Below are 13,681 nucleotides of genomic sequence, written 5' to 3'. Positions count from 1 at the left end.
AACCTGGCATGATTCTTTCATAGGGCTGCTGGCATTTACCCGGGACGTCCGGGAAGCGATAAGGATAAAATGATGAAGTCAATTTTTAAGGTCACTCTGGCTGCGCTGACCATGGCGTTCGCCGTGTCTTCCACAGCTGCAGATAAGAAACTGATCGTAGCAACAGATACCGCTTTTGTTCCTTTCGAATTTAAACAGGGTGATAAATATGTCGGCTTCGACATCGACCTGTGGGATGCAATTGCAAAACAGCTGAATCTTGAATACACCCTGAAACCGATGGATTTCGCCGGTATCATCCCTGCGCTGCAAACGCGTAACGTTGACCTGGCACTGGCCGGTATCACCATTACCGACGAGCGTAAGAAAGCGATCGAATTCTCTGACGGCTACTACAAAAGCGGCCTGCAGGTGATGGTGAAAGCGAACAACGACAGTGTGAAGGGTATTGAAGACCTGAACGGCAAAGTTGTGGCAGTGAAGAGCGGTACCGGTTCCGTGGACTATGCGAAAGAGCACATCAAAACTAAAGATCTGCGCCAGTTCCCGAACATCGATAACGCCTACATGGAGCTCGGCACCAACCGTGCTGACGCCGTGCTGCATGACACGCCAAACATCCTGTACTTCATCCATACCGCGGGCAAAGGCCAGTTCAAAGCGGTTGGCGAGCCGGTTGAAGCTCAGCAGTACGGTATTGCCTTCCCGAAAGGCAGCGACGACCTGCGTGAGAAAGTTAACGGCGCGCTGAAAACGCTGAAAGAGAACGGTACTTACAACACGCTGTACAAAAAATGGTTCGGCAGCGAACCTAAATAATAAGAGTCGAACGGCTGTACTTAATGCGGGAGCCGATGCGTTCCCGCATTTTTCCACATCAACAAAAATGGTTTTAGATCCGGAGAATAAACATGCAGTTTGACTGGAGCGCCATCTGGCCTGCTATTCCAATCCTGCTTGAAGGTGCCAAGCTGACCCTGTGGATTTCGGTCCTCGGTCTGATTGGCGGAGTGATTATCGGCCTGGTTGCCGGTTTTGCCCGCGCCTACGGCGGCTGGCTGTCACGCAACATCGCGCTGGTATTTATCGAACTGATTCGCGGCACCCCAATCGTGGTGCAGGTGATGTTCATCTATTTTGCACTGCCCATGGCGTTTACCGATCTGCGGATCGACCCGTTCAGCGCGGCCGTGGTCACTATCATGATCAACTCCGGTGCCTACATTGCTGAAATCACCCGTGGTGCGGTGCTGTCCATTAACCGTGGCTTCCGTGAAGCCGGTCTGGCACTGGGCCTGTCCAGCCGCGAGACGCTGCGCTACGTGATTATGCCACTGGCCCTGCGCCGCATGCTGCCACCGCTGGGTAACCAGTGGATTGTCAGCATCAAGGACACCTCCCTGTTTATCGTTATCGGCGTGGCCGAACTGACCCGTCAGGGGCAGGAAATTATTGCCGGTAACTTCCGCGCGCTGGAAATCTGGAGCGCCGTTGCCGTTATCTATCTGATTATTACGCTGGTGCTGAGCTTTGTTCTGCGTCGCATTGAGAAAAGGATGAAAATCCTGTGATTGAATTTAAGAACGTTTCCAAGCACTTCGGTGCCACTCAGGTCCTGCACGATATCGACCTGAAAATCGAAAAAGGCGAAGTCGTCGTGATTATCGGCCCATCGGGTTCCGGTAAATCCACCCTGCTGCGCTGCATCAACAAGCTGGAAGAGATCACCAGCGGCGAGCTGATCGTTGACGGCCTGAAGGTGAACGACCCGAAAGTTGATGACCGCCTGATCCGCCAGGAAGCCGGCATGGTGTTCCAGCAGTTCCATCTGTTCCCGCAGATGAGCGCGCTGGACAACGTCGCCTTTGGCCCGATCCGCGTTCGTGGCGCGAAAAAGGAAGATGCACAGCGGCTGGCAAAAGAGCTGCTGGGCAAAGTGGGCCTCGCCGAGCGCGCGAACCACTTCCCTTCCGAGCTGTCCGGTGGCCAGCAGCAGCGTGTGGCCATTGCCCGCGCGCTGGCGGTGAAGCCGAAGATGATGCTGTTTGATGAGCCAACCTCAGCCCTTGATCCGGAACTGCGCCACGAAGTCCTGAAAGTGATGCAGGACCTGGCGGAAGAAGGCATGACCATGGTTATCGTCACCCATGAAGTCGGATTTGCTCAGAAGGTGGCTTCGCGCCTGATCTTTATTGATAAAGGCCGTATTGCCGAAGATGGCAACCCGGACGAGTTGATCAGCAACCCGCCGAGTGCCCGCCTGCGCGAATTCCTGCAGCACGTCTCGTAATCCTGCCGGGGCGGCATTCACCGCCCCGTTTTCGTCTGATTCCTAAAATCCCCCGGTTACCCGCTGCCCCTGAGGCAGGCGTCTATACTTTTCTGTTGCCGCTGATGCTGGCGTCACAACAGGAGAACAGGATGCCCGGACTCACTTCCCCACTGCGCTGTCTGTTACAGGCTTTGCTGCTGATGCTGTGCAGCACGTTGCTTTCAGCAGGTCACGCCGTGACCCTGCCCGCCGCGGCCGTCGCCGCCCAGTCACAGCAGACGGCGGCTTCTGCAGAAACTACGCCGCCTGATGCCGATGAGAAGCGTGCAGCGTGGGCCGCACTGGCCAACATTCTGGATAACGACCAGTCGCGCCAGCAGCTGATCGAACAGTTGCGTAAAGCATCAGAACCCCCGGCAGCACCAGCAGATCCGGTCCTGACGCCACCAGAGGAAGAGGAAGATAAAACCGTTCTCCAGAGCGTGACTGACTTCAGCCGTCAGTTCGGCGGCGAGTTCGCCTCCAGGCTGCAAACCCTGCAACGGAATATCGTTGATGCCCCGCATAAGCCGTTTAATCAACAGACCTTCTTTAACGCGCTCAGCCACTTTGCCATGCTGGCCGCGGCGCTGTTCGCCTTCTACTGGCTAACGCGCTGGGCGGCATCTCCACTTTATCGCCGGATGGGAGCGTGGGGGCGGCGTAAAAACAGCGAAAGGACCAACTGGCTGCATTTGCCTGCAATGATCGCCGGTGCCTTTGTTATCGACCTGCTGCTGCTGGCGCTGGCGCTGTTCGTCGGGCAGATACTCAGCGACAACATGAACGCGGGCAGCCGCACCATTGCCTATCAGCAGGGGCTTTTTTTGAACGCCTTTGCCCTGGTCGAGTTCTTTAAGGCCGTACTGCGGCTGATGTTCTGCCCACGTTTTCCCCAGTTGCGTTTCTTCCATCTTACCGACGACCGCGCCATCTACTGGAGCACCCGCATCAGCTGGCTGAGCGGGCTGATCGGCTATGGCCTGCTGGTGATCGTGCCGATCGTCTCCAATCAGGTGAATGTGCAGGTCGGGGCAGTCATCAACGTGCTGGTAATGGGGCTGGTCACCGTATGGGCGCTGTATCTGATTTTCCACAACCGCCGCAATATTCAGCAGGAGCTGACGCGGCTGGCGGACCGCTCGCTGGCGTTTTTCGCGCTGTTTATCCGCGCCTTTGCGCTGGTGTGGCACTGGCTGGCCAGCGCCTATTTTATCGCCCTGTTCCTGTTTTCGCTGTTCGATCCCGGCAACAGCCTGAAGTTCATGATGTCCGCCAGCGTGCGATCGCTGGCGATTATCGCCATCGGGGCGCTGGTGTCCGGTATGCTGACCCGCTGGATCAATAAAACCATCGTGCTCTCCCCGGAACTGCGCCGTAACTACCCTGAGCTTCAGCAGCGGGTAAACGGCTGGCTGTCGGCGATGCTTAAGCTGGCACGGGTGATCAGCGTGTTTGCCGTCACCCTGATGCTGCTGAATGCCTGGCACCTGTTTGACCTCTGGCACTGGCTCACCGTGGGCGCAGGCGAAAAGCTGGTGGATATTCTGATCCGCATCGTGGTGATCCTGTTCTTCTCGGCGGTGGGCTGGACGCTGCTGGCCAGCCTGATTGAGAGCCGCCTGGCTTCGGATTCGCACGGCAGACCCATGCCCAGTGCGCGCACCCGCACCCTGCTGACGCTGTTCCGCAACGCGCTGGCAGTGGTGATCAGCACCATCACCATTATGATCGTGCTCTCCGAGATCGGTGTGAATATCGCTCCGCTGCTGGCCGGTGCCGGGGCGCTGGGCCTCGCGGTGTCGTTCGGTTCACAAACGCTGGTGAAAGATATTATTACCGGCGTATTTATCCAGTTTGAAAACGGCATGAACACCGGCGATCTGGTGACCATCGGGCCAATTACCGGCACGGTGGAGCGGATGTCGATTCGTTCCGTTGGGGTACGTCAGGATACCGGGGCTTACCACATCATTCCGTGGTCTTCGATCACCACCTTTGCCAACTTCGTGCGCGGCATCGGCTCGTTTGTGGCGAACTACGACGTCGATCGCCGCGAAGATACCGATCGAGTCAATGCCACGCTACAGGCGGCGGTCAGGGAGCTTCTGGAGGATAAAACCATTCGGGGCATGGTGATCGGCGAACCGTCGTTTGCCGGGCTGGTCGGTTTAACCAATCAGGCGTTTACCGTGCGCGTTTCGTTCACCACCCAGCCGCTGAAGCAGTGGACGGTGCGGTTCGCGCTGGACGGCATGGTGAAAAAGCACTTTGATGCCGCAGGGATCAAAGTGCCTTACCAGACGGTGCAGGTGATGCAGAGCGGCAACGATGTGGCCGGGGCCGCTGGGGTGCAGGCTGCGCTGCCTGCTCCAGAGTAAACCATTTGAAGCCACCTTACCCGCAACTCTGCACCGAAAAGCGGGGATTGAGTGCAGCGTGCCCTGCTCCGCGATTGTCCTGGCCCGTGAGTTCAGGGCGCTGATGACGCCTGCGCAGCCACAGTCAGCTTACTTGCCCAGCAGGCGCGTACGCTGCGGCTGTTCCATAAAGGTCCAGGCGATAAAGCGGCTTTGTTTTTGCCCCTGGGCCATATCGATGGTACGCACGGCGGCCACATCGGCCTCTTCCAGCGCGCGCCACAGCTCCGGCAGGTTCTCACGGCGGGAAACCAGCGAGGTGAACCAGACGCACTGGCGGGCGAAATTAGCGCTTTCCGTAATCATCCGGCCGATAAACGCTTTTTCACCGCCCTCACACCACAGCTCGTCCTGCTGCCCGCCGAAATTCAGCGGCGCATTGCGATCCAGCCCAAGATTCCGCAGCTTACGCTGGCTGCCTTCATGCGCGTCAGCGGCAGAGGCATGGAATGGCGGGTTACACATCGTGGCGTGATACACGTCATTTTTATGGATAATACCGCTGAAGATCGCCGAACTGTCCTTCTGGCGACGCAGGCGAATCGCACGATTCAGGCCCGGATTCGCGGCGATAATGCCGTTGGCGGCGGTCATCGCCTGCGGGTTTACCTCGGTGCCGGTAAAGCGCCACTGGTACTCGCTGTGGCCGATAATGGGATAGATCAAGTTGGCACCGCAGCCGATATCCAGCACGTTAATCTCGCGCGGCACGACGCGGCTGTTATCTTCCGCCAGCAGATCGGCCAGATGGTGAACATAGTCAGCGCGGCCAGGCACCGGCGGGCAGAGGAAGCCTTCCGGGATATCCCAGTGGGCCAGCCCGTAAAAATGGTGCAACAGCGCCTGGTTCAGGGTTTTAACCGCTTCCGGGTTGGCGAAATCAATCGACTCGCTGCCCCAGTTATTCACGGCAACAAACTGCGCCAGCGCCGGATGACAGGCGATCAGCGCGGCGAAATCATAGCGTCCGCGATGGCGGTTACGCGGGTGGAGAACATTTTTCTCGGAAGGGGTTTTCATCAGTAACTCTCTTGTCAGCAGCGGCGTAAGATACCCTCTGTGCTATTAATGGTAAACATTTCCCGCTGACTTTACTCTTTATAAGGACGATTTATGTCACGATCACGCCATTCCTACCGGCCGGAACAGGGGCACGGTCTGCCCCACGATCCGCTGAATGCCATTATCGGCCCGCGCCCGATCGGCTGGATCAGCTCGCAGAATGCCGCCGGGCAGCGCAACCTGGCGCCCTACAGCTTCTTTAACTGCTTCAGCTATCGCCCACCGATTATTGGCTTTGCCAGCAGCGGCTGGAAGGACAGCGTGGCGAACATCGTTGAAACCGGCGAATTCGTCTGGAATCTGGCCACGCGATCGCTGGCGGAAGCGATGAATGAAAGCTCGGCTTCGCTGCCGCGCGGCGAGGATGAATTTATCCACGCCGGACTGACCGCCCTGCCCGCCAGCCTGGTCAACGTTAGTATGGTGGCGGAAAGCCCGGTCAACTTCGAGTGCAGGCTCACCCAGTGCATCCAGCTGCAGAACGCACAGGGCGGGCTGCTGGACAGCTGGCTGGTGCTGGGAGAAGCCATCGCCATTCATATCGACAGCGATCTGCTGGACAACGGCGTCTATCAGACCGCCCGTGCGGAACCGATCCTGCGTGCCGGCGGCCCCAGCGCCTATTACGGTATCAGTGAAGCCCAGCGTTTTGACCTTGTTCGCCCGGATGCGCGCATAAAATAGGGTCTTAACGAAACTTTTACTCTTTGCAGGCAGAATCCTCTCAAGATATATCTTGATGCGTTTATTGCTCAAGATATATCTTATTTTGGTCAGCCATTAACCTGCAATGTCACCATGAAAGAGATGCTTCATCCCACTGAATCACCTGCCGATGAGTCAAAAAAAGGGAGCGACGTCGGCAAAAATCAGGTTCGCCGCGGCAAAGCCTTTAACCGCACCGAACTGGTCCTGCTGGTGCTGCATCTGATACGGCTGAATCCGACACACGGATATGAAGTTATCACCTCAATCAGGGACTATTCACAGGGCGTATACCGCCCCAGCCCCGGCGTGATCTATCCGATTTTGACCTCGATAGAAGAAGAGAAGTACGCCACGACCATTGAAAGCGGCGGCGGTAAAAAGCAGTACTCGCTGACGGCGGCGGGCGAAGCCTATCTCGCCCAGCATCATGAGGCGCTGCGCGATACGCTGATAAAAATGAAAAAAATGGTGGTCAGCCAGACGCAAAAAGATCCGCTAATCGAAGAGGCGTTTGAGAAGCTGAAATTCAGCCTGCGCAGGCTGACGACAAACAGAACCATTAACACTGAAGAACGTGCGGCTATTGTCGACGCGATTATTGAAGCCAGCGAAAAAATAAGACGAATTTAAAAATCATGGCCAAATAAGTTCAGTTCCATGAGGGCTTAATAAAAAATTCGTTATGGCAATTAATTCACTTCGGCCTAAAACCGAATAGTCATTAGTCGATAAGTTTCTTTCGATTTAATGCGAACAGGAAGACAAAACTTTACACCAATTCAGCTAAGCGCCTTACCGCACAAGGGCTGATGGAGAAAACCCGGGCATACATGCCAGAAAAAAAGAATAACAGTGACCCGTCTGGTTTGAAAACATGACGATACAGTGAAGTTCGCAACATGCTTCGCAATCATCAAAACGATTTCATTGCAATTACTTTACCGATTAACAGCAGTACCTAAATTTTATTAAACGTATCCTGAGCCATTGCTAAATAATGATGGCTCACCGATGTGCCATTTTCTTTTTTTAATTTGAGTGGAATAGCCATATGCAATTACGCATAGTCTCGCTGCTGACCCTTTTTTGCCTGGCCGGCTGCGATAACGTCACCTCCAGCGCCCCGGCCCCCGGTCTGACCGAAGTTGGCGTCGTCACGCTGAAAGCCAGCAGCTTTACGCTGACCAGCGATCTTACCGGCCGCACCACCGCCACCCAGACGGCTGAAGTCAGACCGCAGGTGGGTGGGCTGATCCAGAAGCGCCTGTTCACCGAAGGGGCCGAAGTGAAAGCCGGACAGCCGCTGTATCAGCTTGATGCCGCCAGCTATAAAGCGACCTGGCAACAGGCTGCCGCCGCGCTGAAAAGTGCTCAGGCGCTGGTGATCGGTGACTGCCAGAAAGCCAAACGCTATGCCGGACTGGTGCAGTATCAGGGCGTTTCACAGCAGGATGCCGACGATGCGAAATCCACCTGCGACCAGGACCGCGCCAGCGTCGCGGAAAAACAGGCCGCGCTGGACAGCGCGCGCGTCAACCTTGACTGGACCACCGTCACCGCGCCAATCGCAGGCCGCATCGGTATTTCTGCCGTCACGCCCGGTGCATTGGTGACCGCCGGGCAGGACACCGTACTGGCCACCATCCGCAGTCTCGACAGCATGTACGTTGATCTAACCCGCTCCAGCGTGGAGCTGCTCAACCTGCGCAAGCGCGCGCTGGCCAGCGATAACAACACGCTGAACGTCACCCTGACGCTGGAAGACGGCACCACCTACCCGGAAAAGGGTCGCCTGGAACTGACCGAAGTAGCGGTGGATGAAGCCACCGGATCGGTCACGCTGCGCGCCGTGTTCCCGAACCCACAGCACGTACTGCTGCCGGGCATGTTCGTTCATGCCCTGGTGGATGAAGGCGTGGTGGAAAACGCGATTCTCGCTCCGCAGCAGGGGATTACGCGCGATGCCAAAGGCAACGCCACCGCACTGGTTGTCAATGCAGAGAACAAAGTGGAACAGCGCGAAGTGGTGACCGCCGATGCCATCGGAACCCACTGGCTGATAACCAAAGGCCTGCAGGCGGGCGATCGTCTGCTGGTGGAAGGCAGCGATAAAGTCGCCGCCGGGGACAGCGTGAAGCCGGAAGAAGTGACCCGCAGCGAGGGAGCGAACTGATGTTTTCGCGTTTCTTTGTTCGCCGCCCGGTTTTTGCCTGGGTCATTGCGATACTCATTATGCTGGCGGGGATTATGGCTATCCGCACCCTGCCGGTGGCCCAGTACCCCGACGTTGCTCCACCGTCGATCAAGATCAAAGCCACCTATACCGGTGCCTCGGCGGAGACGCTGGAAAACAGCGTCACCCAGGTGATCGAACAGCAGATGACCGGTCTGGATAACCTGCTCTACTTCACCTCGTCCAGCAGCTCGGACGGTTCGGTGGATATCAACGTCACCTTCCAGCAGGGCACCGACCCGGATACCGCGCAGGTGCAGGTACAGAATAAGGTGCAGCAGGCCGAATCTCGCCTGCCGAGCGAAGTGCAAAGCGCCGGGATCACCGTCACCAAAACGCAGTCCAACTTCCTGCTGATCATGGCGCTGTACGATAAAAACGACCGAGCCAGCAGCTCCGATATCGCCGACTGGCTGGTGAGCAACCTGCAGGACCCGCTGGCCCGCGTCAGCGGCGTCGGCAGCCTGCAGGTTTTCGGTGCCGAATACGCCATGCGCATCTGGCTCGATCCCGCCAAACTCGCTTCCTACAGCCTGATGCCGTCGGACGTGCAGAGCGCGATTGAAGCACAGAACGTACAGGTGACCGCCGGTAAACTCGGTGCCCTGCCTGCCGCCAGCGACCAGCAGCTGACGGCCACGGTGCGCGCGCAGTCGCGTCTGCAAACCGTCGATCAGTTCCGCAATATCATCATTAAAAGTGCCACCGGCGGTGCCGTGGTGCGCATCGGCGACGTCGCGCGCGTGGAAATGGGCAGCGAAGACTACAGCGCCAGCTCGAAACTGAACGGTCACCCGGCGGCCGGTGTGGCGGTGATGCTCGCTCCCGGTGCCAACGCGCTGGATACCGCCAGCCTGGTGAAGGCAAAAATTGAAGAATATCATCACAATATGCCTGCGGGTTATGAAATCGCCTACCCGAAAGACAGCACCGAATTTATTAAAATCTCGGTACAGGATGTGATTGAGACCCTGCTGATCGCCATTGTTCTGGTGGTGACGGTGATGATGCTGTTCCTGCAAAACCTGCGCGCCACGCTGATCCCCGCGCTGGCGGTGCCGGTGGTGCTGCTCGGTACTTTTGGCGTGCTGGCGCTGTTCGGCTACTCCATTAATACCCTGACGCTGTTTGCCATGGTGCTGGCCATCGGGCTGCTGGTGGATGACGCCATCGTGGTGGTGGAAAACGTCGAGCGCATCATGCGCAACGAAGGACTGAACGCCCGTGAAGCCACCGAGAAATCAATGGGTGAAATCGCCGGTGCGCTGGTGGCGATTGCGCTGGTGCTGTCGGCGGTATTCCTGCCCATGGCCTTCTTCGGCGGCTCTACCGGGGTGATTTATCGCCAGTTCTCGGTGACGATTATCGCCGCCATGATGCTGTCGGTGGTGGTCGCTCTGACGCTAACCCCGGCGCTGTGCGGCATGCTGCTCAAGCACACCCAGCCTCCGCAGCACGGCTTCTTCGCCCGCTTTAACCGCCTGTATCAGAACGGTGAGAAGCGCTACCGCAAACGCGTGCTGTGGCTCCTTGGCCGCCCGGTGCGACTGATGCTGGTTTACGCCGTGTTTGCCGGACTGATGGCGCTGCTGCTATGGCGTCTGCCGGGCAGTTTCCTGCCGGAAGAAGACCAGGGCGAAATCATGGTGCAGTACACCCTGCCCGCCGGTGCCACCATCAGCCGTACCGATGCGGTGAACAAGCGCGTCACCGACTGGTTCATTAATCAGCAGAAGGACAACACCAACGTTATCTTCACCGTTAACGGCTTTAACTTCAGCGGCAGCGGCCAGAATGCCGGGATGGCCTTCGTTTCACTGAAAGACTGGAGCCTGCGTTCCGGCGAGAAAAACAGCGCCCAGGGCATCGCCCGTGAAGCCATGGCGGCGCTGAGTGATATCCGCGATGCGAAAGTCTTCGCCATGACCCCGCCGTCGGTGCAGGGGCTGGGGCAGAGCAACGGCTTTACCTTTGAACTGCTGGCCAGCGGCGCAACCGACCGTAACACCCTGCTGAAGCTGCGCAGCGACCTGCTGAAAGCGGCGAACAGTAGCCCCGAGCTGCAATCGGTGCGCGCCAGCGATCTGCCGCAGATGCCGCAGCTACAGGTGGATATCGACAATAACAAAGCGGTGGCACTCGGCCTGTCGCTTTCTGATGTAACCGACACGCTGAGCAGCGCCTGGGGTGGCACCTACGTGAACGATTTTATCGATCGCGGCAGGGTAAAAGAAGTGTATATCGAGGGCGACAGCCAGTTCCGCTCGAAGCCGGAGGACCTGGCGAAATGGTTTGTGCGCGGCAGCGACAGCAGCATGACGCCATTCTCCGCCTTCGCCACCACGCACTGGATCTACGGCCCGGAAAGCCTGTCACGCTATAACGGCTCGGCCGCCTTTGAAATTGCCGGTGAAAACAGCGCGGGCTACAGCTCGGGTGCAGCGATGGACAAAATGGAGCAGCTGGCTAATCAGCTGGCACCGGGTTCCAGCTGGGCATGGAGCGGCCTGTCACTGCAGGAAAAACTCGCCAGCGGCCAGGCCATGAGCCTGTACGCCATCTCGATTCTGGTGGTATTCCTCTGCCTGGCGGCGCTGTACGAGAGCTGGTCTGTGCCGTTCTCGGTGCTGCTGGTGATCCCACTGGGTATCTTCGGTGCCGCGCTGGCCGCCAGCCTGCGCGGGCTAAGCAACGATATCTACTTCCAGGTTGCCCTGCTGACCACCATCGGGCTGTCGGCGAAAAACGCCATCCTTATCGTGGAATTCGCCGAGGCGGCGCTAAAACAGGGAAGCTCGCTGAGTGCGGCGGCGATTTCCGCTGCCCGTATCCGCCTGCGACCGATTGTCATGACCTCGCTGGCCTTTATTGCCGGGGTGCTGCCGCTGGCGGTGGCGACCGGAGCCGGAGCCAACAGCCGTATTGCGATTGGTACCGGGATTATCGGCGGAACGCTGGCCGCGACCATTCTGGCGATTTTCTTTGTACCGCTGTTCTTCGTGCTGGTGAAGCATCTGTTCACCTCACGCCACGGGAGTAAACAATGATGTACCGAATTAGCGTGATAGCCCTGTCGATGATGCTGGCGGGCTGTCTGTCTCTCGATCCCGATTATCAGCGCCCCGCCGCGCCGGTTCCGGCCACCTGGCCGGGGCAGAATGCGGACGGCAGCGCACCAGCCGTGCTCAGTAACTGGCAGCAGGTCATGGGCGACAGTCGACTGAAAACCGTGGTGGCACGCGCCTTAGCCAGCAACCGCGATCTGCGCAAAGCGATCAGCGATATCGAACAAGCGAAGGCGCTGTACGGCGAAGAGCGCGCCAGCCTGTTCCCGACGCTGAATGCCGGGCTGACCAGCACCCGAAGCCGGACCACCGATGCCGGTGTGACCGGCAGCGCGGAGGCCAGCGGCAGCGTCAGCAGCTTCGAGATCGATCTGTTTGGCCATAACCGCAGCCTGAGCCGCGCGGCGAAGGAAACCTGGCTGGCCAGTGAATTTACCGCGCAGAACACTCGCCTGACGCTGATTGCCGAAACCGCCACCGCCTGGGTGACGCTGGCAGCGGATAACAGCAACCTGCAGCTCGCGCAGGAGACGATGGCCAGCGCCGGTAAAACGCTGGAGATCACTCAACGCCGCCAGGCTGCCGGTGTGGCCGACGGGACGGATATGAACGAAGCGATGACCGTTTATCAGTCGGCACGCGCCAGCGTGGCCAGCTATCAGACGCTGGTTGCTCAGGATCGCAACGCCCTGACGCTGCTGGCGGGTGAAAGCCTGCCGGATTCGCTGCTGCCCGGGCCGCTGGATAAGTTGAACGATAATGCCATTGCGCTGGTGCCTGCGGGCGTGTCCTCTTCGCTGCTGCTGCGCCGCCCGGACGTGCAGGAAGCCGAGCACAGCCTGAAGAGCGCCAATGCGGATATCGGTGCCGCGCGCGCCAACTTCTTCCCGACCCTGTCGCTGACGTCCAGCGCGGGCGTGGCGAGCGGGTCGCTTTCCAGCCTGTTCAGTCACGGTGCCAACGTCTGGTCATTTGCACCGAGCCTGTCGCTGCCGCTGTTTGCCGGTGGCACCAACGTGGCGGCGCTGAAGTATGCCGAGGCGGAGAAGCAGGGGCTGATTGCGGCGTATGAAAAGGCGATTCAGAGCGGGTTTAAAGACGTTGCCGATGCGCTGGCGCGCCGTGCCACGCTCAACGAGCAGATGGATGCGCAGCGCGAATACGTAGCAGCGGCGCAGCGCAGTCTGGATTTGTCACTGCACGGTTATCAGGCCGGAAGCGGGGATTATCTGACCGTGTTGACCAATCAGCGTACGCTGTGGTCGGCGCAGCTGGAGCTGATTGCGCTACAGCAAACGGATTACGATAACCGGATTACGCTGTGGCAGTCGCTGGGCGGCGGGAGCTGATCGCGCCCTGGCCGGTATTCAGTTTCTGATAAATAGCTGCTGGGGATGTTCTTTGGGGTGAGTGATTGCCGGGACTGCTGGGACTGCTGTCAGTGCGGTGATTGCTGGGATTGCTGTCAGTCTGCTGATTAGTCATGGATTTGCCTGTCTAAGAGCACGGATTTATTGATTACTTATATCTAACGTTGATTTAAAAACAGCGAATGCTGTAGTTAGAGGTAGCCCTGCCTCTGCGGCTGCCGGTTTTTTGCATATCACTCGAAATTTATACAGCAGGCTGACTGTTCCGCCGCCCGGATAATCCGCAGCGCTGAACGGAGAGAGGAAGCCAGGATAAGCCCGCAGGACGCGGGCGCAAGGCTCGGTCGGCACACGGATGTGCCGTCTGAGCCGGTCCGACAGGCTGACGAACGAAGTGAGGGCACCGCGAAGCGGGGTGAGGACCGTCCGGGCGGCGGAACAGCCAGCCAGCGAAAAACACCACTGCTGCAAACGCCATCAGGTGCAAGGACCACCCGACAACCGCAGAGGCT

10 protein-coding genes are annotated in these 13,681 nt (G+C 58.3%); 9 read left to right on the top strand and 1 reads right to left on the bottom strand.

Going from position 1 to position 13,681, the window contains the following annotated elements:
• Window positions 1–72: 72 nt before the first annotated feature.
• From glnH to ybiO, 4 genes are all read left to right on the top strand, one after another.
• A complete protein-coding gene (gene glnH / locus IBT46_RS11130; RefSeq protein ID WP_200545816.1) occupies window positions 73–819 on the top strand; it encodes a glutamine ABC transporter substrate-binding protein GlnH in 747 nt (248 codons plus the stop codon).
• Between the two features lie 92 nt (window positions 820–911).
• The gene (gene glnP / locus IBT46_RS11125; protein WP_105593515.1) at window positions 912–1,571 is read left to right on the top strand and encodes a glutamine ABC transporter permease GlnP; all 660 of its coding nucleotides are present in this window, start codon (window positions 912–914) and stop codon (window positions 1,569–1,571) included.
• Window positions 1,568–2,290, top strand: coding sequence for a glutamine ABC transporter ATP-binding protein GlnQ (glnQ, locus tag IBT46_RS11120; RefSeq protein WP_200545724.1), 723 nt, complete (start codon window positions 1,568–1,570; stop codon window positions 2,288–2,290). The genes glnP and glnQ overlap by 4 nt, the downstream gene beginning before the upstream one ends.
• A 131-nt stretch (window positions 2,291–2,421) precedes the next feature.
• Window positions 2,422–4,692, top strand: a complete 2,271-nt coding sequence (ybiO, locus tag IBT46_RS11115; protein ID WP_200545723.1) for a mechanosensitive channel protein — start codon at window positions 2,422–2,424, stop codon at window positions 4,690–4,692.
• Window positions 4,693–4,821: 129 nt separating this feature from the next.
• Here the strand turns inward: ybiO and rlmF are convergent, their stop codons facing one another.
• Entirely contained in the window at window positions 4,822–5,751 is a 930-nt protein-coding gene (gene rlmF / locus IBT46_RS11110; RefSeq protein ID WP_200545722.1) for a 23S rRNA (adenine(1618)-N(6))-methyltransferase RlmF, read from the bottom strand.
• 93 nt (window positions 5,752–5,844) lie between these two features.
• Between rlmF and IBT46_RS11105 the strand changes: the two genes are divergently transcribed.
• From IBT46_RS11105 to IBT46_RS11085, 5 genes are all read left to right on the top strand, one after another.
• A complete protein-coding gene (locus IBT46_RS11105; protein WP_200545721.1) occupies window positions 5,845–6,477 on the top strand; it encodes a flavin reductase family protein in 633 nt (210 codons plus the stop codon).
• Window positions 6,478–6,591: 114 nt separating this feature from the next.
• Entirely contained in the window at window positions 6,592–7,131 is a 540-nt protein-coding gene (locus IBT46_RS11100; protein ID WP_234480084.1) for a PadR family transcriptional regulator, read from the top strand.
• Window positions 7,132–7,552: 421 nt separating this feature from the next.
• Complete coding sequence (locus IBT46_RS11095) at window positions 7,553–8,674, top strand: efflux RND transporter periplasmic adaptor subunit (RefSeq protein ID WP_200545720.1); 1,122 nt, start codon at window positions 7,553–7,555, stop codon at window positions 8,672–8,674.
• Window positions 8,674–11,781, top strand: a complete 3,108-nt coding sequence (locus IBT46_RS11090; RefSeq protein ID WP_200545719.1) for an efflux RND transporter permease subunit — start codon at window positions 8,674–8,676, stop codon at window positions 11,779–11,781. Before IBT46_RS11095 ends, IBT46_RS11090 begins: the two co-directional genes overlap by 1 nt.
• The gene (locus IBT46_RS11085; protein WP_200545814.1) at window positions 11,781–13,148 is read left to right on the top strand and encodes an efflux transporter outer membrane subunit; all 1,368 of its coding nucleotides are present in this window, start codon (window positions 11,781–11,783) and stop codon (window positions 13,146–13,148) included. The genes IBT46_RS11090 and IBT46_RS11085 overlap by 1 nt, the downstream gene beginning before the upstream one ends.
• The last annotated feature ends 533 nt before the right edge of the window (window positions 13,149–13,681 follow it).

The sequence above is a fragment of the Erwinia sp. S38 genome, assembly GCF_016624545.1.
In the GTDB taxonomy this organism is placed as follows: domain Bacteria; phylum Pseudomonadota; class Gammaproteobacteria; order Enterobacterales; family Enterobacteriaceae; genus Erwinia; species Erwinia coffeiphila.
Note: the sequence above shows the minus strand (reverse complement) of the source record. Positions and strands in the feature narration are given on the sequence as shown.

Coding starts and splice junctions, on each gene's coding strand:
- IBT46_RS11100 (WP_234480084.1), top strand. CDS start 6,592: ATGAAAGAGATGCTTCATCCCACTGAATCACCTGCCGATGAGTCAAAA.
- ybiO (WP_200545723.1), top strand. CDS start 2,422: ATGCCCGGACTCACTTCCCCACTGCGCTGTCTGTTACAGGCTTTGCTG.
- IBT46_RS11105 (WP_200545721.1), top strand. CDS start 5,845: ATGTCACGATCACGCCATTCCTACCGGCCGGAACAGGGGCACGGTCTG.
- IBT46_RS11090 (WP_200545719.1), top strand. CDS start 8,674: ATGTTTTCGCGTTTCTTTGTTCGCCGCCCGGTTTTTGCCTGGGTCATT.
- glnP (WP_105593515.1), top strand. CDS start 912: ATGCAGTTTGACTGGAGCGCCATCTGGCCTGCTATTCCAATCCTGCTT.
- IBT46_RS11085 (WP_200545814.1), top strand. CDS start 11,781: ATGTACCGAATTAGCGTGATAGCCCTGTCGATGATGCTGGCGGGCTGT.
- glnH (WP_200545816.1), top strand. CDS start 73: ATGAAGTCAATTTTTAAGGTCACTCTGGCTGCGCTGACCATGGCGTTC.
- rlmF (WP_200545722.1), bottom strand. CDS start 5,751: ATGAAAACCCCTTCCGAGAAAAATGTTCTCCACCCGCGTAACCGCCAT.
- IBT46_RS11095 (WP_200545720.1), top strand. CDS start 7,553: ATGCAATTACGCATAGTCTCGCTGCTGACCCTTTTTTGCCTGGCCGGC.